This window comes from Undibacterium sp. Ji22W, assembly GCF_049340305.1.
Lineage (GTDB): Bacteria > Pseudomonadota > Gammaproteobacteria > Burkholderiales > Burkholderiaceae_D > Undibacterium.
In genome coordinates this window covers 445,297-466,982 of the sequence record NZ_JBMPOU010000003.1, presented here as the reverse complement: position 1 = coordinate 466,982, position 21,686 = coordinate 445,297, and the positions used below count along the sequence as shown (strand labels likewise).

At 47.1% G+C, this 21,686-nt stretch carries 19 protein-coding genes; 1 reads left to right on the top strand and 18 read right to left on the bottom strand.

Translation table 11 applies throughout. The annotated features are described in order from the left end of the window. Nucleotides 1-318: 318 nt before the first annotated feature. On the bottom strand, nucleotides 319-1,290 hold the full coding sequence (locus ACO0KW_RS14590) for a M23 family metallopeptidase (RefSeq protein WP_423053984.1): 972 nt from the start codon (nucleotides 1,288-1,290) through the stop codon (nucleotides 319-321). Between the two features lie 51 nt (nucleotides 1,291-1,341). Here ACO0KW_RS14590 and ACO0KW_RS14585 point away from each other — a divergent pair, with 51 nt between their 5' ends. Next, nucleotides 1,342-1,836, top strand: a complete 495-nt coding sequence (locus ACO0KW_RS14585; protein WP_423053983.1) for a DciA family protein — start codon at nucleotides 1,342-1,344, stop codon at nucleotides 1,834-1,836. 86 nt (nucleotides 1,837-1,922) lie between these two features. Here the strand turns inward: ACO0KW_RS14585 and lpxC are convergent, their stop codons facing one another. The 17 genes from lpxC to mraZ form a co-directional block, all read right to left on the bottom strand. After that, entirely contained in the window at nucleotides 1,923-2,858 is a 936-nt protein-coding gene (gene lpxC, locus ACO0KW_RS14580) for a UDP-3-O-acyl-N-acetylglucosamine deacetylase (RefSeq protein ID WP_423053981.1), read from the bottom strand. 114 nt (nucleotides 2,859-2,972) lie between these two features. After that, the gene (locus ACO0KW_RS14575; protein ID WP_423053980.1) at nucleotides 2,973-3,479 is read right to left on the bottom strand and encodes a peroxiredoxin; all 507 of its coding nucleotides are present in this window, start codon (nucleotides 3,477-3,479) and stop codon (nucleotides 2,973-2,975) included. 246 nt (nucleotides 3,480-3,725) lie between these two features. Then, nucleotides 3,726-4,922: a cell division protein FtsZ gene (gene ftsZ, locus ACO0KW_RS14570; RefSeq protein WP_423054672.1), complete on the bottom strand. Its 1,197-nt coding sequence runs from the start codon at nucleotides 4,920-4,922 to the stop codon at nucleotides 3,726-3,728. A 182-nt stretch (nucleotides 4,923-5,104) separates the two neighbouring features. After that, entirely contained in the window at nucleotides 5,105-6,337 is a 1,233-nt protein-coding gene (gene ftsA / locus ACO0KW_RS14565; protein ID WP_423053979.1) for a cell division protein FtsA, read from the bottom strand. A gap of 140 nt (nucleotides 6,338-6,477) precedes the next feature. Beyond that, nucleotides 6,478-7,251 carry a cell division protein FtsQ/DivIB gene (locus ACO0KW_RS14560; protein ID WP_423053978.1) on the bottom strand — a complete coding sequence of 258 codons (774 nt, stop codon included), beginning with the start codon at nucleotides 7,249-7,251 and terminating at the stop codon, nucleotides 6,478-6,480. A gap of 30 nt (nucleotides 7,252-7,281) precedes the next feature. Then, the gene (locus tag ACO0KW_RS14555; protein ID WP_423053977.1) at nucleotides 7,282-8,226 is read right to left on the bottom strand and encodes a D-alanine--D-alanine ligase; all 945 of its coding nucleotides are present in this window, start codon (nucleotides 8,224-8,226) and stop codon (nucleotides 7,282-7,284) included. Between the two features lie 48 nt (nucleotides 8,227-8,274). Beyond that, entirely contained in the window at nucleotides 8,275-9,672 is a 1,398-nt protein-coding gene (murC, locus tag ACO0KW_RS14550; protein ID WP_423053976.1) for a UDP-N-acetylmuramate--L-alanine ligase, read from the bottom strand. Between the two features lie 20 nt (nucleotides 9,673-9,692). Beyond that, on the bottom strand, nucleotides 9,693-10,778 hold the full coding sequence (gene murG, locus ACO0KW_RS14545; RefSeq protein WP_423053974.1) for an undecaprenyldiphospho-muramoylpentapeptide beta-N-acetylglucosaminyltransferase: 1,086 nt from the start codon (nucleotides 10,776-10,778) through the stop codon (nucleotides 9,693-9,695). Further along, the gene (gene ftsW / locus ACO0KW_RS14540; RefSeq protein WP_423054671.1) at nucleotides 10,775-11,908 is read right to left on the bottom strand and encodes a putative lipid II flippase FtsW; all 1,134 of its coding nucleotides are present in this window, start codon (nucleotides 11,906-11,908) and stop codon (nucleotides 10,775-10,777) included. Before ftsW ends, murG begins: the two co-directional genes overlap by 4 nt. 83 nt (nucleotides 11,909-11,991) lie before the next feature. Next, on the bottom strand, nucleotides 11,992-13,524 hold the full coding sequence (murD, locus tag ACO0KW_RS14535) for a UDP-N-acetylmuramoyl-L-alanine--D-glutamate ligase (RefSeq protein ID WP_423053973.1): 1,533 nt from the start codon (nucleotides 13,522-13,524) through the stop codon (nucleotides 11,992-11,994). Nucleotides 13,525-13,551: 27 nt separating this feature from the next. Further along, complete coding sequence (gene mraY / locus ACO0KW_RS14530) at nucleotides 13,552-14,721, bottom strand: phospho-N-acetylmuramoyl-pentapeptide-transferase (protein ID WP_423053972.1); 1,170 nt, start codon at nucleotides 14,719-14,721, stop codon at nucleotides 13,552-13,554. A gap of 41 nt (nucleotides 14,722-14,762) precedes the next feature. Then, a complete protein-coding gene (locus ACO0KW_RS14525; RefSeq protein ID WP_423053971.1) occupies nucleotides 14,763-16,148 on the bottom strand; it encodes a UDP-N-acetylmuramoyl-tripeptide--D-alanyl-D-alanine ligase in 1,386 nt (461 codons plus the stop codon). Beyond that, a complete protein-coding gene (locus ACO0KW_RS14520; RefSeq protein WP_423053969.1) occupies nucleotides 16,148-17,698 on the bottom strand; it encodes a UDP-N-acetylmuramoyl-L-alanyl-D-glutamate--2,6-diaminopimelate ligase in 1,551 nt (516 codons plus the stop codon). The genes ACO0KW_RS14525 and ACO0KW_RS14520 overlap by 1 nt, the downstream gene beginning before the upstream one ends. Continuing rightward, nucleotides 17,698-19,458 carry a peptidoglycan D,D-transpeptidase FtsI family protein gene (locus tag ACO0KW_RS14515; RefSeq protein ID WP_423053968.1) on the bottom strand — a complete coding sequence of 587 codons (1,761 nt, stop codon included), beginning with the start codon at nucleotides 19,456-19,458 and terminating at the stop codon, nucleotides 17,698-17,700. The genes ACO0KW_RS14520 and ACO0KW_RS14515 overlap by 1 nt, the downstream gene beginning before the upstream one ends. Next, complete coding sequence (gene ftsL / locus ACO0KW_RS14510) at nucleotides 19,455-19,739, bottom strand: cell division protein FtsL (protein WP_423053966.1); 285 nt, start codon at nucleotides 19,737-19,739, stop codon at nucleotides 19,455-19,457. The genes ACO0KW_RS14515 and ftsL overlap by 4 nt, the downstream gene beginning before the upstream one ends. After that, nucleotides 19,736-20,695, bottom strand: coding sequence for a 16S rRNA (cytosine(1402)-N(4))-methyltransferase RsmH (rsmH, locus tag ACO0KW_RS14505; protein ID WP_423053965.1), 960 nt, complete (start codon nucleotides 20,693-20,695; stop codon nucleotides 19,736-19,738). The genes ftsL and rsmH overlap by 4 nt, the downstream gene beginning before the upstream one ends. A 9-nt stretch (nucleotides 20,696-20,704) precedes the next feature. Continuing rightward, a complete protein-coding gene (gene mraZ / locus ACO0KW_RS14500) occupies nucleotides 20,705-21,133 on the bottom strand; it encodes a division/cell wall cluster transcriptional repressor MraZ (RefSeq protein ID WP_423053964.1) in 429 nt (142 codons plus the stop codon). Nucleotides 21,134-21,686: the final 553 nt, after the last annotated feature.

Sequence of the window (21,686 nt, the reverse complement as noted above, 5' to 3'; positions counted from 1 at the left end):
CTGCAAGAAAACAAAAAATGCAGCAAATATGCTTAACTTTTTATTTTAACATGGCTCACCTAGCTTTCCAGAATTTCTACTATCAAGAGAGGGAAGTTTGGCTGAGAGATGGTGGCAAATCCGACAAATTCAAGCAAAATCAAAAAATTTGCCAAAATTTGGTGCGTTGATGATTTTTAATTAACATTTATTCATGCTTTGCATGAGAGTCGCGTGCGCACAACATGTGGATCCAGAAGCGCTTCGCCGTGCGATTTAGGTCAGCACCACCGAGTCAAGTCATACTCATTTAGCTCGTGCAAAGATTTATTGTTAGCATTACCGAACCAGGCTTGCCAATTTTGAGACATCTGTGCCTTCGCCGCCAGCGTTCAAGAATTTATGAGGATTTTGGGCGACGCCTTTGATTCTCACCTCAAAGTGCAAATGTGATCCAGTTGAGCGCCCGGTTGACCCTATATTCGCCACATGCTGACCGCGTTTGACGATGTCACCTACTTTGGCAAACAATTTAGACGCATGCGCGTAGCGGGTCATCATGTCGCCACCATGATCAATTTCAAGCATATTCCCAAATTCTGGGTGATATTCCGCCGCGACCACCACACCACCAGCAGCTGCAACGATAGGGGTGCCGTTCGGCGCAGAAAAATCCAAGCCCTCATGAAATGCAGTGCGCCCCGAAAATGGATCAAGGCGGCGCCCAAAAGTTGAGGCGTTGTAACCTACATTCACAGGAACAATTGTGGGTAATAATTTTGCCTGCAGCTTAAAACTCATCAACTTAGATTCGACCACATTCAAGTAGTCAGAGCGATAACTGAGATCTTTAGAAAGTACTTCAAGTGAGGCTTGGAAATCATGGATATTTAAATCTGACTTAGCGACATCTGCGAGCACTTCTGCACCGCCGCGCCCCGGAGCTTCTTTAAAATTAAACTCTTCCGGCTTCACTCCAGCCAATCCTTGCACCCGCTCACCTAATGCATCAAGACGGATCAATTGCGCCTGCATTTCGCCAATTTTAACGGCCATGGCAGCGAGATTTTCCTTCAAATATATCTCATTTCCGCTGGCACCTCCGATGTTAGAGCTCAACATCGTTGCAGGTAAAATACTTTTCACAATTGCGGAATCACTGCCAGCAAATCGCGCCAGTGTATTGATGAAAATAAATGCGCCTAACAAAGCCAGCAATACGATGAGCGAAATAAAACTAATCAAATGCTTAGATGACAAAGTCAGCGACTTTGCTTGGGTCAAACGTGAATGCATAATGATGATTTGCATTAACTGTTTCCTCCGTGATCAACAAGAATGAATTATGGTAATGTGCTGAATATGCAATCACCTCACCCAACCTACCGACTAAATGTCAAACGTGGCAAAAAGATGGCTCAAACCAATGAGATAGCGTCATTTCTAAGACACAACGACAAACTATCTCCACTTTTACCAACGGTTAAGCGAAATATTTCGCTACAAAAAGAATGCAGAACAGCCCTGCCCGCGATCTTCGATGGCTGTGAGGTTCTGAACCTCAATGACGACCAATTAGTGATGTCGACGCCAAATGCCTCGATCGCCGCAAAATTGAAGCAACAATTGCCAAAATTACAGGCACACTTGCAACAACGAGGTTGGCAGATTAACGCAATCAAGATCAAAGTACAAGTCAAGCGCGCGGTCGAGAAACCAGAACCGATCAAACAAGCAATATTGACAGGTTCTGCGCTCAATGCATTTAAGGACTTGGAGACTAATTTAGAAGCCACACCACAAAATGAAGGGCTGAAGGCAGCACTTAGCCGACTATTAAGCCGCAACCGCGCTTAGTGCAAGTAACATTTTGAATTAACTTAACCAAATTTAAGCTACGTATTGCAGGACTTAGGAAAAGATAGACCTATCCTAACGAATGTTCAATTCAAAGCCCACTCACGTTCTTCTTGGAAGGCGTAGGACTTAGGTGCAAATTTTACATCGTCAAATGTGATGATTTCATAAGCATCTGGTTGCGCCAGTAAGACACGCAACAATTGATTATTCAGGCCATGGCCAGATTTATGTGCGGTATAGCTGGCAAGGAATGGATGCCCAATCAGATATAGATCACCAATTGCGTCCAAAATCTTATGTCGCACAAATTCATCATCAAAACGCAATCCATCGGCATTTAAGATTCGGTATTCATCCATGACGATGGCGTTTTCCAATGAACCACCTCGCGCCAAACCTATGCCACGCAGCATTTCAACGTCTTGCATAAAACCAAAAGTGCGGGCTCGAGCGACATCTTTGACATAGGAAACTTGCTCAAAATCGACTTCCGCGGTTTGATTGGTACCATCTACCGCGGGATGATTAAATTCAATAAAGAAATGCAACTTGAAGCCATCATAAGGATCGAGGCGCGCCCATTTCTCGGACTTACCGGTTCCTTCACGAATCTCGACTGACTTCAGCACCCTGATAAACTTCTTAGCCGCACTCTGTTCTTGCATGCCAGCTTGTTGAAGTAAATACACAAAGGAAGATGCTGAACCATCCATGATAGGGATTTCTTCTGCACTGACATCGATATACAAATTATCAATACCCAACCCTGCACAAGCCGACAATAAGTGTTCGACGGTTGAGACTTTGGCACCGTCCTTGGTTAAGGTGGAAGCCATTTTAGTGTCACCGATATTTAGCGCAGTCGCCGGAAACACCACAGCTGGCTGTAAATCGACACGCGTAAATATGATCCCGGTATCAACAGGGGCAGGGCGTAGAGTCAAAGTCACCTTAGTACCGGAATGTACGCCGACACCAATAGTCTTGACCTCTTTTTGTATTGTTCTTTGCTTTAACATGGCGAGATTATAAATCGCAAAGCTATTTTGCGCAGGAGTTTAGAATTTGGCATAAAAAAATGCGCATCAACATGATGCGCATTTTTCAATGCATACGGCTGCGACAATAGCGAATTAAGCCAATTGCGCCAGCATCGTTTCTGCGTTAGAAACTGCGAAGTTACCGCCCTCTTCCACATTCAAATGCTTGACCACACCGTCCACAACGACCATGGAATAACGCTGTGAGCGAACACCCATACCGAACTTACTGAAATCCGCATCGAGACCCAAAGCTTTGCTAAATGCAGCATTACCGTCAGCCATCATACGCACGGTGCCAGTTGCTTTTTGATCGCGCCCCCAAGCACCCATGACAAATGCATCGTTCACAGAAATGCACCAGATTTCATCCACGCCTTTTGCTTTTAACGCGGCCGCATGCTCTACATAACCAGGAACATGTTTCGCGGAGCAAGTTGGCGTATAAGCGCCAGGCAAACCGAAAATCGCGATGGTTTTACCCTTAGTCAGTTCAGCTACGTCAAAAGTGTTTGGGCCTAAAGAACAGCCCTCTGATTCCACTTCGATAAATTCGGCCAGGCTACCTGCTGGTAATTTGTCACCAATCTTGATGCTCATAATGAACTCCCTAAAAATAAAAACGAACGATGAAATGTTACTCGCTGAATCGAATTGCCTAGTCTGTATATGCGGTGCGATCAACGAAGTGTGCAAGTATGCCTTAAACAAAAAATTCCTGCAGAAAGCAAAAACGCCAATCTCTCGACTGGCGTTTTTGTTTGATTTTCAAGCTGAAGCTTAAACGACTAATTTTACTGACTGATTTCTGTATGCCTGCGTAATCAGCCTAATGAATTAGCCTGATTAGTCAGCTTGTTTGCGCAAGAAGGCAGGAATATCATAAGTTTCCATACCGTTCTTTTCTAAAGCACGCACTTGCTCAGTGGCAGAATGACGCCACACTGCTGGTTTAGTCAAACTATCAAAACCAGCACTGACAGAAGTTGTTCCTTTACTTACCGTCGTCGTGGTTGCTGGACTTGCCATCATCATCGGCTCATCATTTGTACCTGTACGCAGCATTGGCGTTTGTACCAATTGGATATTTTTCTTGCCGCGACCTAAGCCAGTTGCTACGACTGTGACACGGATTTCATCACCCATCGTATCGTCGTAAGCAATACCTTGTGCGATCGATGCATCTGGTGCCGCGAATGCGCGCACTGCTGCCATCACCTCTTTGATTTCTTTACCTTTTAAGCCACGGCTGGCAGTCACATTGACCAGAACGCCGCGCGCGCCAGACAAATCGATACCGTCCAACAATGGTGAAGCAACCGCTTGTTCCGCTGCGATGCGTGCACGATCAACGCCAGACGCTGTCGCCGTTCCCATCATCGCCTTGCCTTGTTCGCCCATGATTGTTTTCACATCATTGAAGTCGACGTTAATATGACCTGGAACGTTAATGATTTCGGCGATACCCGCAACAGCATTATTCAAGACGTTATCAGCGTGACCTAACCATTCAATCATGCTGTCGTCTTCGTAAATTTCTTCGAGCTTTTCATTCAAAATGATGATCAAAGAATCGACGTGTTTGGACAAAGCTTCGAGACCTTCGTCAGCGATATCCATACATTTCTTACCTTCGTAAGAAAAAGGTTTGGATACTACCGCGACAGTTAACGCGCCTTGTTCTTTCGCGATCTGTGCAACCACTGGTGCCGCACCTGTACCTGTGCCACCACCCATACCAGCAGCGATAAAGACCATATGCGCACCGCGCAATGCATCTTCAATACGTGAGCGGGACTCTTCAGCAAGCTGGCGACCCACTTCAGGTTTCATACCAGCACCGAGGCCGGTCTCACCGATTTGAATCACATTATGTGCACCAGATTGTGTCAGCGCTTGAGCATCGGTATTTGCAGCGATAAACTCCACGCCAGAAACACCTTTGTTAATCATGTGCTGAACTGCGTTACCACCTGCGCCACCGACACCAACGACTTTGATCACTGTGCCTTGCGTAGCGTTATCGACCATATCGAACTCCATCATGAATCCCCCAAGTAGGCAGTTTTCAGTCGCTAATCCTCACCCTATGTGACGCCTAGCGAATAAAAACTGTAATTCACACCATTATAAAATGATTGCAGCAAATTATAGTAAAAAATCTGCTGCAAATCGCCTCATTTCGTCTATAAAACAAACACTATTTTTCAAAACAAAAGATGGAATTAAAAATTCCCTTGAAACCACTCTTTCATGCGCTGCCAAACTGCACCTGCTGAACCTGCTTGACGGGTCACAATATGACCGCGTAAGTACTGCTTCTTTGCTTCTAACAACAAACCTAACACGGTCGCATAACGAGGACTACGCACCACATCTGCTAATTGTCCTGAATAAGCGGGCATACCCAAACGCGCTGGCTTTAAGAAAATATCTTCCGCCATTTCGACCATACCTTGCATGGTTGCTGATCCACCAGTTAACACGATGCCAGATGAGAGCACATCTTCATATCCGGATTCACGCACCACTTGATGTACGAGTGCAAATAATTCCTCAACGCGTGGTTCGATGACCGCGGCCAATGCCTGACGTGACAGAGATCGTGGACCACGATCACCCAAGCCTGGCACTTCTAGCGTATCTGCAGGATCCGCCAACACTTGCTTCGCGACTCCGAAACGGATTTTGATTTCCTCTGCTTCTGACGTTGGCGTACGCAATGCCATCGCAATATCGTTTGTGATTTGATCACCGGCAATCGGAATCACCGCCGTATGACGTATCGAACCTTCGCTAAACACCGCGACGTCTGTCGTACCGCCACCGATATCGATCAATACAACGCCCAGCTCTTTTTCATCATTGGTCAATACCGCGTCGGCAGACGCCATCGGCTGCAAAATCAAATCGGAAACTTCCAGACCACAACGACGCACACATTTCACAATGTTTTGAACTGCAGAAACTGCACCTGTCACAATGTGCACTTTGACTTCTAGGCGAATGCCGCTCATACCGATAGGTTCGCGCACATCATCTTGGCTATCAACAATAAATTCTTGCGGCAAGGTGTGCAGCAATTGCTGATCAGTAGGAATATTCACTGCCTTCGCCGTTTCAATCACGCGTGAAACGTCTGCTGCAGTAACTTCCTTGTCTTTGATCGCCACCATACCGCTGGAGTTAAAGCTACGAATGTGACTGCCAGCGATGCCGGTATAGACCGTGCGAATTTTGCAGTCCGCCATTAATTCAGCTTCTTCTAAGGCGCGCTGTATAGACTCGACGGTGGCTTCGATATTCACGACCACACCTTTTTTCAAACCCTTCGATTCATGCTGACCCAAGCCGATCACTTCGTGCCGACCATCTGGCATCACCTCTGCCACCACCGCGACAATTTTCGAAGTGCCAATATCAAGGCCAACGATCAGGTTTTTTGCGTCTTTTGTCATAGTCTTCCACTTACTTATTTAAGGTACTGATTACACGTATTTAACATCGCTCTTTTTGTCTTGAGCAATGCTTGTCAAAAGTTTTTCCGACTTACTGGGCACTGCATTTTCTACTTGATTTTTCTACTGCATTTTTTGCTTCACTTTGCGCCAGATTTTCCTGTTGATCCAAAACTCTGACTACTAGTTTTCAATGCGAGGCCATTTGGGTAACGCATGTCGACGCTGACGATACTGCCCTGCAATCGAGTGACCAACTGTGGGTAGACTTTAATCAATTGCTCCACTCGCTTTTTTAGGCCATTTGGCTCTTGCGCTTTACCAAGTTCCACCCGCAACCCATTATTTAATTTCACGCTCCACGCATAACGACTCGAATATTCAACGACTTCCGGTTCCAACGCGAGACCATTAAACCATTCTTTAAACTGTCGATATTGCGCGACGACCTCTTTTTCACTGCCGTCTGGGCCATTCAAACTAATCAGCTGTGTATCTTCTTCCGCTTCCGCTAAATTGGCAGTGAACACGTCGCCGGCGGTAGAAACCAATCTTCCATCTTCACCCCACGTACCCAACACTTCATGCTCTTCCAATGCAACCACTAATTTATCTGGCCAGACTCTTTGCACGCTTGCTTTTCTGACCCAAGGTACAGATTCAAATGCTTGTCTAACCTGATCCAAATTCGTCGTGAAAAAATTTCCAGCTATTTTCGGCAATGCCTGCTCACGTATCGTCAAGGTATTCACATGACGCAATTCACGTTTCTGCTCACCTTCAACCCGTACCACATGCAAGGCAAAAACTGGTCGTTGAATCACCCACCAGACACCTGATACCAGCAGGGCAAGCAACACAATGCTGAATAAGACATTGGAGATTGCATTGAGCAACTTTGCGTCTTGCCACATAAAATCTTTTTCTACTTTCTACGATTCAAATTATTCTGAATCGGGCGCAGTTTTTAATCGCGCTGTCTTCAAAATTTCTACGCATACATCTTCATAACTCATGCCGGCTGCTTTCGCAGCCATCGGCACTAAGGAATGGCTAGTCATACCTGGAGAAGTATTCACTTCAATCAAAAATGGTTTGTTGTCAGAAGCACGCAGTAGTACATCGATGCGCGCCCAACCTTCGCAATTGACAGTACGATAGGCGGCTTCGCACATCGTCTTAATTTGTTGCGTCAACTCAGCGTCGATCGGTGCTGGACATAAATACTTGGTGTCGTCAGTAAAGTATTTGTTTTGGTAGTCGTAATTACCATCAGGCGCGACGATTTCGATCAACGGCAAGGCGTATGCACCTGCTCCGCGGCCCAATACTGCCACCGTCAATTCACGACCTTGGATAAATTCTTCTGCTAATACTTCTTCGTCAAATTTTGCCGCTAATTGATAAGCCGCAGGCAAGGCTTCTGCCGCACGGACTTTAGTAATTCCGATAGTTGAGCCTTCATGCGGCGGTTTCACAATGAGCGGCAACCCCAAGTCGCTTGCTATCTGATTCAAATCAGAGTCTGCCGTCAGAACTGCATATTTAGGCGTCGTCAAGCCGTGATAAAGCCAGATTTTTTTTGTAAAGATCTTATCCATCGCTAAGGAAGATGCCATCACACCACTACCTGTATATGGAATACCGAGTTGTTCTAAGGCACCTTGTAAGCTACCGTCTTCGCCATAACGACCATGCAAGGCGATAAACACGCGATCAAATTTCTCAGCGGCGAGTTCAGCGAGGCTTCGTTCGGCGGGATCAAATGCATGTGCATCCACACCACGGCTTTTTAATGCGTTCAGCACGCCAGTACCAGACATGATGGAGACTTCACGTTCCGCGGAGCGACCGCCAAATAACACACCGACTTTACCTAATTCTTTCATCTTTCTCTTCCCATTCATTTTTTACAGAAAGCGCGCACAGCGCCGACCTTAATTCTTAGTCTCATTCTTCGCTGCCAATTTCCCAGGCACTGCACTGATAGAGCCAGCACCCATCACAATCAACACATCCCCATCGTGCAACATCTGGCGTAAGGCATCTGGCATTTCGACCATTTCTTCAACAAAAATCGGCTCGACTTTACCCAACACACGCAAGGCACGCGTCATTGCTCTGCCGTCTGCAGCAACGATAGGCGCTTCGCCAGCCGCATACACTTCCGCCAACACCACTGCATCGGCAGTTGAAATGACTTTTACAAAATCTTCAAACAAATCGCGAGTACGGGTATAACGATGCGGCTGGAAAGCCAACACCAAGCGACGTCCGGGATAGGCACCGCGCGCGGCAGCCAGCGTTGCAGCCATTTCCACCGGATGATGACCATAGTCATCGACCAGTGCAAAACTGCCGCCGTTTTCTAAAGTGATTTCGCCATAGCGCGTGAAGCGACGACCGACACCATTGAATTCACTTAATGCTTTTTGGGTTGCACTGTCTTCCACGCCAACTTCACGCGCGATTGCGATGGCGGCACAAGCATTTTGCACATTATGCATACCGGGTTGATTCAAGCTCACCTGCATATCGGCATAGCCTTTTTGCACTACCGTAAAATGCATTTTGCCGTTCGCAGCGCTCGCGTTGACCGCACGTACTTCCGCTTCTTCATGAAATCCATACGTGACTATCGTTTTCGTAATTCTTGGCATGATCTCGCGAATATTCGGATCGTCCATACACAACATCGCAACGCCATAAAACGGCAAACGCTGGGTGAAATCGACAAAAGCTTGTTTCAATTTAGCGAAATCGTGATCATAGGTTTCCATGTGATCAGCATCAATATTCGTAATCACTTCTATCATCGGCAGTAAATTCAAAAATGAGGCATCCGACTCATCCGCCTCGGCCACGATGTATTGACCGCTGCCTAAGCGTGCATTGGCACCCGCGCTATTTAACAAACCACCGATAACGAAAGTTGGATCCAATCCACCTTCTGCCAAAATACTTGCGACCAAACTAGTCGTCGTGGTTTTACCATGCGTACCAGCAATCGCAATACCACTTTTCAAACGCATTAATTCAGTCAACATCAAAGCGCGTGGCACGATGGGAATATGCTTTTCGCGTGCAGCAATCACTTCTGGATTATCAGCTTTCACTGCGGTTGAAGTGACAACAGCGTCCGCACCTTCGATATTTTCTGCCGCGTGACCAACCGTCACTTTGGCACCCAAACTTGCCAATCGCTGCGAAGCTGCGTTACTACTAAGATCAGAGCCAGAAATGATATAGCCCAAATTCAATAGCACTTCGGCGATGCCACTCATTCCTGAGCCACCGATGCCGACAAAATGTAAGTGCTTCACTTTATGTTTCATAGTTTTCTCTACTAAATTCTTTATGCGAGTTCTTCTAATATCGTAGCAATCACCTCACTCGCATCACGACGACCAACCTGATACGCCGCTGAAGCTAATTGTTGGCAGCGCTCACGATTCATACCTTGAATCAATTCCGCCAAGCTTGCTGCATTCAACTCCGTTTGTGGCAGATGTATTGCTCCACCAGCCTGACTTAACCATTCCGCATTAGCTTTTTGATGCGAAGTGCTCGATGCAACCAAAGGCACCAATACGCTAGCGACACCTGCTGCTGTTAGTTCAGAAACAGTAATCGCACCGGCACGGCAAATGACTAAATCCGTTTCTGCATAACGCTGTGGCATGTCATCTATAAAATCCACCACTTCTACCTGCACACCATTGCTTGCATAGCGTTGGCGCAAATCATTTACGTGCTGCTTACCAGATTGCTGTGTGACTTCCGGTCTTTGTTCTGCAGGGATTAAAGCCAAAGCGGCCGGTACAACTTCATTTAAAACCCGTGCACCTAAACTGCCGCCCATGACCAAAATTTTCAGTGGCCCTTGATGCTGTGCATAACGCGCTTGCGGCAATTCCAATTCGCAAATTTCACGACGAATAGGATTTCCGGTGAAGACGAATTTTTTTTCCTGCATAGGCGCATTCGATGGCAAACCAAACATCAGCTTTTTGGCGAATGGCTTCAGCGCTTTATTCGACAATAGCAATGGCGCATCCGCATTCATCAGCACCACAGGTTTCCCCATCAATGCACTACTAACACCACCAGGCACTGTGACGTAACCACCCATCCCGAGTACCACATCAGGACGACGTCTTCTAACGATGTCGATACAAGAAAAAAAACTCGCCAACAATTTAAACGCGCCGCTGATGCTGTGCCTCAAACCCTTACCACGCAAACCCGTGAAATCTAACTGATCCATAGGAATACCATGCTTAGCAACGATCGCGCCTTCCATACCGGTCTTTGTTCCCAGCCACGACACACTCCATCCACGTGCCTGCATTTCTGCAGCAATCGCTAAACCAGGAAAAATATGTCCCCCGGTACCAGCAGCCATGATCAATAAATGTTTGTTCTTTGTTGACTTTGTCATACTCGCCCTCCGCGCATCATCAATCGATTTTCATAATCGATACGGAGCAACAGAGTTAATCCTATACAATTAATTAATACACCAGTACCGCCATAACTCATCAAAGGCAGAGTTAAACCTTTGGTTGGCAACAGACCCAAATTCACCCCCATATTGATGAAAGTTTGTATGCCTATCCAAATTCCTATCCCTTTCGCAGCAAGACCAGCGAAAGTGGCGTCCAGCACGATGGCTTGGCGACCAATTTCGAATGCACGCTTAACGATCCAATAAAACATGAAGATCACCACCAGCACACCGACGAATCCTAATTCTTCACCGATTACTGCCAGCAAAAAATCGGTATGTGCTTCCGGCAGGTAATGAAGTTTTTCTACACTAGCACCTAGGCCAACTCCCAGTAATTCACCCCGTCCAAAGGCAATTAAGGAGTGCGTTAATTGATAGGCTTTGCCCAACGCATTGTCTTCTTCAAAAGGGTTCAGATAAGCGAAAATCCGTTCACGACGCCAGGGTGATAGCAAGATCACTGACGTAAAAATTCCAACTAAAGTTGCAGCAATGCCACCGAACCAAATGCCATTAATCCCGCCCAGAAATAGAATACCCATCGCGATACAGACGATCACTCCAAAGGCACCCAAATCAGGTTCCAACAATAGAAGCAAACCCAGCACCGCAACTGTAATCATCATCGGCAAGAAACCTTTGGTCAGTTTGTGCATGTATTCTTGTTTACGGACGGTGTAATCAGCTGCATACAACACCATGAAGAGCTTCATCAACTCTGATGGTTGAACGTTGAAGGCCTTCAGAGAAATCCAACGCTTCGCTCCATTAACACCTTTTCCGACACCGGGAATTAACACCATCACCAATAACACCAATGTAGCGATAAACAGATATGGCGCTAGCTTCTGCCACTCTTCCACTTTCAATCTAAAAATCACCAAACTCGCAAGCACTGACACCGTCACAAATATCGCCTGTCGCACCAAAAAATGATTATTTTTGTAGTTCGCATACTTCGGAGAATCCGGCAGAGAAATTGAAGCGGAATACACCATCACCATACCGAAAACCATCAAGATCAAGGTCACCCACACCAAAGCTTGGTCATACTCCATCATCTTTGAACGCTGGACAAAATGGGTTCTAGTCTGACTATTGCCAGACGAACGCCAAGGATTCAAATTCAGGAGTAGCTGTTTCATCAGCAAATCTCACCGCGGCTTAATGCGACTTCACGCACTGCATCGACAAACACCTGTGCTCTATGCGCATAATTTTTAAACATATCGAGACTGGCACAAGCTGGTGACAACAAGACCGTATCGCCTTCTTGTGCTAACTCACTCGCTTGAGTCACTGCGTTTTCTAAACTTGGACAATGATGTATGTCAACAGCACTCACTTGGATTGCTGCTTGAATTTCTGTCGCGTCTTTGCCTATCAATAAAACTGCTTTGACGTACTGTGAAATTGGATTAGCTAATGGACTAAAGTCTTGCCCTTTCCCGTCTCCACCAGCGATCAAAATAATGCATTTATGCGCGCTACCACTCGCCTCACCTAGGCCCTTGAGCGCCGCGACGGTCGCACCGACATTTGTCCCCTTGCTATCATCCACGTAATCCACCGCTGCAATTGTCGTCACCAATTCAACCCGATGCGGTTCGCCTTTGTATTCACGTAAGCCATGTAACAATGGGGCGAGAGGTAAATCAATTCCACGGCACAACGCCAACGCTGCCAGTGCATTACAAGCATTGTGCTGCCCGCGAATTTGCAAGGCATCGGCGGGCATCAGGCGTGTGATGATCACTGGCACCTCAACGATTTCCTTTTTACGTTTGCATGAAGAGGTTTGCTCCTCTTCTTCAGCAACGGCCATCGCCAACCAAGTCATACCCTGCTCGTTTAATAATCCAAACTCGCCATCACGCTGCGGCGCATTGCTAGTGAAACTCAAAAAGCTGCCATCAGTCCGTTGCATCGCCATGACTTGTTCATCGTCCAGATTCAAGACTTGTGTCGTCGTCGCACCGAAAATTTTGGCTTTGTCAGCAGCGTAATGTTTCATATCGCCATGCCAGTCGAGATGATCCTGCGTCAAGTTCAACACCGTCGCGACATCGGGGTTCAGGCTGAGATTGGTGTGCAACTGAAAACTAGATAACTCCAACACCCACACTTGTGGCAAGCAGTCTTGATCTATGCTGTCGCACAACACATCTAACATCGAAGGGCTGATATTGCCGGCGACTTGCACCCGCATTCCTGCACGTGCACAAAGTTGACCCGTCATACTGGTCACTGTGGTTTTACCATTGGTACCGGTAATTGCGATAATTTTTGGCGCGTAGCTTTTGTTAACTTTGAGGTCAGCCAAGGCCTGCGCAAATAATTCGACTTCGCCCCAAACCGGAACACCTAGTTGCTGCGTCTGTTGCAAGATCACCTGCAACTCACCATCCGGCGCAAGGCCTGGACTGACGACAACTAATTCCACACCATCGACATGTGTCGCTAATAATTCACCGCCAAAAAACTCCGCATCTGGCGCCAATTCTTTCAAGGCAGGCAAACGATCCGGATTCGCCCGCGTGTCAGCAACGCGCAGGCGCGCACCACAACGCGACAACCAGCGCGCCATCGCAAGACCAGATTCCCCTAGCCCAACGATCAACACCTGTTTATTTATTAAATCCGACAAATTCATAGTCATACCTGTTAAGTCATTCATTTCCGCTGTTTAGCTGGCTACAATCGATCAGCGCAACTTCAATGATGACAAGCCCAACAACACTAACAACATTGTGACAATCCAAAAGCGCACAACGACTTGCGTTTCTTTCCAACCTTTTTGTTCAAAATGGTGGTGCAAGGGAGCCATCAAAAACAGACGTTTGCCTACACCATATTTTTTCTTTGTAAATTTAAAGTAAGTCACCTGCAACATCACGGAGAAAGTCTCGACCACAAAGATTCCACCCATGATGAATAGCACGACTTCTTGACGCACAATCACGGCCACCGTACCTAACGCACCGCCCAATGCTAATGCACCAACATCGCCCATAAACACTTGCGCCGGATGCGCGTTAAACCACAGAAAGGCCAAACCAGCACCCGCCATCGCACCGCAGAAAATCAGGAGTTCGCCAGCGCCTGGAATGTAGGGAATCAATAGATATTTAGAGTAACCAGCATGTCCCGTCAGATAAGCAAAAATTCCCAATGCAGAACCGACCATGATCGTCGGCATGATCGCTAAGCCATCTAAACCGTCGGTCAAATTTACTGCGTTACTCGTTCCCACGATCACACAAAAAGTCAGCGCAATAAAACCCCAAACACCCAGTGGATAATTAAATGTTTTGAAGAAAGGAATAATCAAATCCGCCTTCGGTGGCAAGTCCATACTGAAGCCAGACTGTACCCAAGCAACAAAGAGTTCCATCACTTTGGTATTGGTGGGTGCAGATACGGAAAAAGCGAGGTACACGGCTGCCACAATACCAATCAAAGATTGCCAGAAAAATTTCTCACGCGATGCCATGCCATTCGGGTCGCGGAACACCACTTTACGATAATCGTCTACCCAGCCTACCGCACCAAAGCCCAAGGTCACAATTAACACGACCCACACGAAACGATTACTGAGATCCGACCACAGCAGAGTGGAAATACCAATCGAAATTAAGACCAAAGCACCGCCCATAGTTGGCGTACCGGATTTAATTAAATGCGTTTGCGGACCATCAGTACGGACAGCTTGGCCAACTTTTAAACGTGTCAACATACGGATCACTGCAGGACCCGCCAGCAAACCTATCGAGATCGCCGTCATCGTCGCAAACACCGCGCGGAAAGTAATAAATCCGAATACGCGGAAGAAACCGACATCTTGTTTAAAAATTTCTGCCAACCAAAGCAACATAATAATTTCCCTAATTTTCTTTTTTATTCTTTACAAACTTTTCAAGAGGTGGCGCTACACAAATGTACGACAACTCGCTCCATCTTCATGAATCGTGATCCCTTGATTAAGATCGTATTACCAGCGTTACTGTGTTTTTCTAGACTGAGCAACAATGAACCTAACTCACTAAAGTGTTGTGCGCCATCACCAAATGCTGTTGCCGATGCTTGCGCCAAAGAACCAAAGGTGTATAAGAGTTTGATCCCTTGCGATTTTGCATACAGTCCTATCTCTTGATGAAAACTCGCGCCGTCAGCACCGACCTCGCCCATATCGCCTAACACCAAGATCGTCTTATCACCCGCTTGTGCTAACACATCAATCGCTGCTTTCACTGAGTCAGGATTGGCGTTGTAGGTATCGTCAATCAAGCGCGCGCCAGCCAAGGCCTGCTTCGGCTGCAGACGTCCAGACACTGGGGCAAAAGCTTGTAGACCTTCAACAATTTTTGCGCGATCCACACCTATCGCCGAACAACAAGCTGCAGCCGCTAAAGCATTCAACACATTGTGTTGACCGGCAGCAGCTAACTGTAATTTCACGACTTCGCCTTGTATTGACATCTCGATTTCACTGCCAAATTCTTGGGCGACGAAACTAGCATGGACTTCTGCACTGTCATTGAGGCCGAATGTGATGCATTTGCATGCCCCTGCAAGTTCTTGCCAGATTTTCGTATAGGGGTCATCCGCTGGAAACACCGCTACACCATGTGCTGGTAGACTGCTCAACACCGCACCGTTTTCTAGCGCGACAGCTTCTACAGTTTGCATAAATTCTTGATGTTCGCGTTGAGCGTTATTTACCAATCCAACGCTGGCCTGTGCGATAGCGCTCAATAACGCAATTTCGCCCGGATGATTCATGCCTAATTCCAGGACTGCAGCTTGATGTCCAGCATGTAAACGAAATACGGTCAGCGGTACTCCGATGTCATTATTCAGGTTGCCTTGCGTAGAAACCATATGATCGCTACCAAATTTCGCCCGCAAGATTGAAGCAATCATTTCTTTAACCGTCGTCTTCCCATTACTTCCGGTCACAGCGATCACTGGCAACTCAAATTGTTGACGCCAATTTGTAGCGATTTCGGCGAGAGCTAATTTAGTATCCGGCACAATCAGCGCCGGAGTCGTGAAACCGGCTGGAATTTTTTCTGCGATAACGGCAACCGCGCCTGCGCTGACAACCTGATCCAGAAAGTCATGCGCATCAAAGGTTTCACCATGCAACGCCAAAAAGATATTTCCCGTTTCAATCTGGCGACTGTCTGTACTCAACCCCGAAAAATGCGCCTCACCATGCGCAAGCGAGTGGGCGACTACCTTTTGCAGTTCGGCTAACGACCCGTGGATTGCATTACGTTTGTTTGCATGCGCCTGCATCAGGTTGTTCTCCGCATCGTGCTGTTAGTTGCTACTGTAGCTAAGGCCAACATGGCGTGTTCTTCATCCGAGAACGGCCATTTTTTGCCATTGATTTCCTGATAGGTTTCATGTCCTTTGCCTGCAATCAGAATCACATCATTGACTTGCGCATGTTTGACTGCATACAAAATCGCGCTGGCGCGGTCAGCGATCGCGTGCGGCGTACCACTCATCCCTTGCACAATATCTTGAATAATTTTGTCAGGATCTTCGGTGCGTGGGTTATCGCTGGTGACGACGACCTGTTGTGCCATTTGCGCAATCTTGCCCATTTGTGGACGCTTACCCGGATCACGGTCACCACCGCATCCAAATACACACCACAGATTACCCTGACGGTCTTGCGCCACTTGCTGCAAAGTCTGCAGTGTTTTTTCCAATGCATCTGGCGTATGTGCATAGTCCACCACCACCATCGCTTGCCCCGCAGTGCCGAGTTGCTGCATACGACCTTGCACAGAAGTGAGTTTTTCTATGGTTATAATCGCGCGTTCCCAACTGATGCCACGCACTAGCAAAACGCCAAGCACACCGAGAATATTGCTGACGTTAAAGCGACCGATAGTTTGCGTTTTTACCGTGCCATTTCCATATGGCGATTCAAGATAAAACTGAGTACCAGTATGAGTTGTCTTCAACTGACTAGCACGCAAACACGGAATTTTCGCGTCGATTTTAGTGTCTATGCTATAGGCTAACAACTGTAAGGCTTTATTCGTGTTCGCTAAACGCTGCAACAATTCGAGACCAAATTCATCGTCGGCATTAATGACCGCATTTTGCAAGCCCGGCCAGTTAAACAAAGCCTCTTTTGCCGTAGCATAGGCTTCCATAGTCTCATGATAATCGAGATGATCTCGTGTTAAATTTGTGAATAAGGCGACATCAAAATGCAGCGCATTTAAGCGTCCTTGATGCAAACCGATTGACGATGCCTCGATTGCCAACGCGGCAGCACCATTTGCTTTCAAACCCGCCAATCGACGTTGCAATTGAATCGCATCTGGTGTGGTGAATCCAGTTTCCTGCAAATTCGCAATCACGCCATCGCGATACGTGCCAACACCTAAAGTACCAATTACTGCGCATGACTGCGCGTGCAGAGAAAGCGCTTTAGCGATCCATTGTGAGCACGAGGTTTTTCCATTTGTCCCTGTGACTGCGACACTCAACATATTTTGCGCTGGATTGTCATACCAAGCGCAGGCAATCGCGCCAACAAAACGAATCAAATCTTTCACGGCGAAATGCGGCACGCTGATGTCGGCATGCACTTGCTCGCTGGATTCTTCATACACAATCGCAGCAGCGCCGCGCTCTATCGCGTTTTGAATAAAAGCACGACCATCGCCTTTACCCGCGACGATAGGAAAAGCAAAGAAAGCATCACCGGCTTGTATCTCGCGCGAATCAGAAGTCAATTGCGCAGTGGGCGTCAGGTGTTGACGCATCCAGTCGATCATATTTTGTACTAGGCTATCTGTATTAGTCAGGTTGATCATGTTCATCACAGACTCTCCTGTACGCTGGGCTCAGGAATAATATTAACGACAGAAGAATCTGGTACCACATTCATAGAGCGCAATACATTCGCGGTGATCGCGGCAAATACTGGACCGGCCACTGTGCCGCCGTAATATCCGCCACTACTAGGCTCATCAATCATCACGGCAACAATAATGCGCGGATTCGATACCGGCGCAAAACCAACAAAATCGCCGACGTATTTATTCACGTAGCGACCACCTTCAATCTTGTGCGCAGTTCCAGTTTTCCCTGCAACCCGATAACCTGGAACCCGTGCCTGGGTTGCAGTGCCACCTGGCTGCGTCACGCTCTCCAGCATTTCGCGCATTTTCATCGCAGTGGCTTCGGAAATAATACGAGTACCGACTGGCATTTCAGTTGACTGCTGAAAAGTCAGAGGAATGGTGTCGCCTTTGCGCGCGAAAATCATGTAGGCGCGGGCAATCTGTAGTAAGGACACTGACAAACCATGCCCATAACTCATCGTCGCCTGTTCAATCGGTTTCCAAGTTTTAAAGTTGCGCATCCGCCCTGCCACTGCACCCGGGAATCCAATATTTGGTTGCTGCCCAAAACCCAAGGTAGCAAACATTTCCCACATTTCTTTCGGTGGCATTTGCAAAGCAATTTTTGCCGTACCGATATTGGAAGATTTTTGTATCACTCCTGCCACTGTCAAAGTACCTTGTTTGTGCGCATCATGAATTGGGGTAGGACCTATCATCATCACGCCCGGCGCAGTTTCGATAAGCGTGTCAGGCTTAACGCGCCCAGTTTCCAAAGCCAAAGCAATCGTAAACGGCTTCATCGTAGAACCTGGCTCGAACGTATCGGTAATCACACGATTGCGCAATTGCGCACCAGTCAAGACTGAACGATCATTAGGATTGTAGGTAGGCAAATTCACTAAGGCCAATACTTCACCAGTTTGCACATCCAAAACCACTGCAGCACCCGCTTTTGCTTTAAATTTTTCTACCGCTTCTTTAACATGGGTATAGGCGATGTATTGAATTTTGCTGTCTATCGACAACTTCATGTCCTTACCATCATGTGGTGGGCGGACAGATTCTATGTCTTCCACCACGCGCCCCAAACGATCTTTAATCACACGGCGACTACCCATTTTTCCCGCTAGATTTTTTTCCGAAGCGAGTTCTATACCTTCTTGTCCTTTGTCTTCGACATTCGTGAAACCTACCACGTGCGCCATCACCTCACCCTCAGGATAAAACCGTTTATATTCTTTTTCTGTTTTAATGCCCGTGATACCTAAAGCCAATACCTTATCAACCAATGGCTGTTCCGCCTGACGTTTGAGATAAACGAACTGGCGATCCGAGACCAGTTTCTTACGCAAATCCGTTTCACTCATATCCAACAAGGCTGCCAATTGCGTGACTTTTTCTGGGGGTGCTTCTAAGACACTTTCTGAGCTTGCCCAAATAGCTTTGACTGGCACAGAAGATGCCAACACCTGGCCGTGACGATCAGTGATTTTTCCACGTGTTGCCGACAACTCCAAGGTACGGGCATAGCGACTCGCCCCCTGCTTTTGCAGAAATTCAGTAGTGATCCCTTGCAACCACAATGCACGCACCATTAATGCGACGAAAGCTGCAAATAGGAAAAACAAAACAAGACGTGAACGCCACACCGGCAATTTAACTTCCAGTATAGGATTGGATGAAAATGAAACGCCTTTGCCAGCTGCATTGCGGGCATTTGTTGGTCTACTCATTTAACCACCTCGGCGCTCAAATATTGCGTGCGATCCGGGGTCACATGCACCATTCCTAATTCTTTGTTGGCCACCGACTCAATTCGAGAATGTTTACCAAATGTCGACTGATCTAACTTGAGCTGGGTCCACTCTATTTCATATTGCTGGCTTAAAGTCTGCGCCCGTTCCATTTCAATGAACAAACGACGCGCCTGATACTGCGAGTTAATCAACGACAACGCAGAAAGCATCAGAAGTAAACCCAGAAAAATATTTAGGCGCGCGCTGAATGTGCTCATAAAGCACCTCCAACTATACGTTCAGCGACGCGCATGATGGCGGAACGGGCACGTGGATTGCGCAAAATTTCTTGCTCTGTTGGTTTCATACGCGAGATCAATTGCATTTGCGGCTTAGGCAAATCCACGTCACGTATAGGTAAGCGACGATCAGGTTGCGCGACTTTGACTTTGGAGGCAAAGAACTGCTTCACAATCCGATCTTCCAGCGAATGAAAACTGATTACCGCCATGCGTGCGTTTGGCGCCAGGCATTCGTAAGCTGCGGCTAAGCCGATCTCGAGGTCTTCAAGCTCTTTATTGATGAAAATCCGTATAGCTTGAAAGGTGCGAGTTGCCGGGTCTTTGCCCTTCTCGCGAGTTTTGACGGCGTGAGCGACGAGTTCGGCAAGCTGCCGAGTACTTGAAATGGACTCGCTCGCCCTGCGAGCAACAATCGCCTTTGCAATCTGAAAAGCAAACCGTTCTTCCCCATAATTTTCTATAACCTCTCTAATGTTTTGTTCATCTTCATGCGCCAACCACTCTGCAGCCGAAATACCACGCGTGGTATCCATGCGCATATCCAAAGGGCCGTCATTTCTAAAGCTAAATCCTCGTTCAGCATCATCGACTTGCGGCGATGAAATGCCGAGATCCATCAAGACACCATCCACCTTAGTGATGCCAAGGTGCGCCAATTCCGCATGCATATCAGCAAAGCTTTCGTGCACGATGGAAAAGCGAGGATCTTGAATCTGTTCTGCATTCGCAATGGCGTAAGGGTCCTTATCAAACGCAATCAAACGCCCCTGTGGCCCGAGCTGGGTAAGAATTTTTCGACTATGCCCACCACGCCCAAAGGTGCCATCGACATACACGCCATTTAAACGCGTGCCCTGAATATCGAGTGCTTCAATAGCCTCGTCCAGTAACACCGTGTGGTGAATCAGCTCTCCCGGAGTATTAACAGTCATGACGCTCTATCAGAAGGAGAAATTACTTAATGCTTCAGGCATACCGCCGGCCATCGCCTCGGCTTCGTTTTCCGCCAATTTGGCAGCATCCCAAATTTCGAAATGTGAACCCATGCCAAGTAACATCACATCACGTTGCAAGCCGACTGCATTGCGCAGTTCCGGCGCCACCAAGATACGTCCGTTGCCGTCCATCTCCACGTCACAGGCATTACCCAGCAAAATACGTTGCCAAGCGCGCGCAGCCATAGGCCAGGCAGCGATCTGTTCACGATGCGCTTCCCAGGTTGGGCGTGGAAATAACAGCAGACAGCCATGTGGATGGCGAGTGAGGGTAACGCGGCCTTCGCACTGCACGTTTAAGGCGTCACGGTGCTTAGCAGGAATCGACATCCTGCCTTTTGCATCGAGATTGAGTGCAGAGGCGCCTTGGAACACGGGATTTGCCTAAATTTATAAATTAATGGAAGAATCTTTTGTGAAAAGTGAAGGTCAATTTGAACCACAAAAAAACACTTTTTCACACTTTTCCCCACTTTAGAGGATCACTTGAGCATGGTCAAGCGAATTTACGCATGCAAATGCGAAATTATTGAATAAAGTCAATGACTTAGCGCACATACTTAATATGCAGCAAAAAGGAATATCTCAATAAATTAGAGACTTACGGAAGATACTGAAAGTAGCACCTTACATATATACATGTGTTTAATGCGAATTTGTCTGATGAATATGTGTGCTAAAAAAAGCGACAATTGGCTTTTTAATTGATTTTTCGGCGAACCCAATAACGAGCAAAGCTTTCAAGTAACGTAGTTGTAGACATGCAACTAACTGAGCTGTTAATTATCTTAAGAAAATTAACAAATCTATTGCGTGACGCCATGGGAGGGGTTTTGCGAGGAGTGCCACCATCTGGGCAGCATGCCAATTCCATTTCTTTATTGGTACTCGATTCCACAACCAGGCTATGAAGATAGCGCGGTTGTGG

What these genes read in the sequence shown, in the direction of transcription:
- mraY (WP_423053972.1), bottom strand. Translation starts at nt 14,721, where the DNA reads ATGTTGCTTTGGTTGGCAGAAATTTTTAAACAAGATGTCGGTTTCTTC.
- ACO0KW_RS14520 (WP_423053969.1), bottom strand. Translation starts at nt 17,698, where the DNA reads ATGAACATGATCAACCTGACTAATACAGATAGCCTAGTACAAAATATG.
- murD (WP_423053973.1), bottom strand. Translation starts at nt 13,524, where the DNA reads ATGAATGACTTAACAGGTATGACTATGAATTTGTCGGATTTAATAAAT.
- ACO0KW_RS14590 (WP_423053984.1), bottom strand. Translation starts at nt 1,290, where the DNA reads ATGCAAATCATCATTATGCATTCACGTTTGACCCAAGCAAAGTCGCTG.
- murC (WP_423053976.1), bottom strand. Translation starts at nt 9,672, where the DNA reads ATGAAACATAAAGTGAAGCACTTACATTTTGTCGGCATCGGTGGCTCA.
- ACO0KW_RS14515 (WP_423053968.1), bottom strand. Translation starts at nt 19,458, where the DNA reads ATGAGTAGACCAACAAATGCCCGCAATGCAGCTGGCAAAGGCGTTTCA.
- ACO0KW_RS14560 (WP_423053978.1), bottom strand. Translation starts at nt 7,251, where the DNA reads ATGTGGCAAGACGCAAAGTTGCTCAATGCAATCTCCAATGTCTTATTC.
- ftsL (WP_423053966.1), bottom strand. Translation starts at nt 19,739, where the DNA reads ATGAGCACATTCAGCGCGCGCCTAAATATTTTTCTGGGTTTACTTCTG.
- lpxC (WP_423053981.1), bottom strand. Translation starts at nt 2,858, where the DNA reads ATGTTAAAGCAAAGAACAATACAAAAAGAGGTCAAGACTATTGGTGTC.
- ACO0KW_RS14575 (WP_423053980.1), bottom strand. Translation starts at nt 3,479, where the DNA reads ATGAGCATCAAGATTGGTGACAAATTACCAGCAGGTAGCCTGGCCGAA.
- ACO0KW_RS14525 (WP_423053971.1), bottom strand. Translation starts at nt 16,148, where the DNA reads ATGCAGGCGCATGCAAACAAACGTAATGCAATCCACGGGTCGTTAGCC.
- ACO0KW_RS14555 (WP_423053977.1), bottom strand. Translation starts at nt 8,226, where the DNA reads ATGAAAGAATTAGGTAAAGTCGGTGTGTTATTTGGCGGTCGCTCCGCG.
- rsmH (WP_423053965.1), bottom strand. Translation starts at nt 20,695, where the DNA reads ATGACTGTTAATACTCCGGGAGAGCTGATTCACCACACGGTGTTACTG.
- ftsA (WP_423053979.1), bottom strand. Translation starts at nt 6,337, where the DNA reads ATGACAAAAGACGCAAAAAACCTGATCGTTGGCCTTGATATTGGCACT.
- ftsZ (WP_423054672.1), bottom strand. Translation starts at nt 4,922, where the DNA reads ATGGAGTTCGATATGGTCGATAACGCTACGCAAGGCACAGTGATCAAA.
- ACO0KW_RS14585 (WP_423053983.1), top strand. Translation starts at nt 1,342, where the DNA reads ATGCAATCACCTCACCCAACCTACCGACTAAATGTCAAACGTGGCAAA.
- murG (WP_423053974.1), bottom strand. Translation starts at nt 10,778, where the DNA reads ATGACAAAGTCAACAAAGAACAAACATTTATTGATCATGGCTGCTGGT.
- ftsW (WP_423054671.1), bottom strand. Translation starts at nt 11,908, where the DNA reads ATGATGGAGTATGACCAAGCTTTGGTGTGGGTGACCTTGATCTTGATG.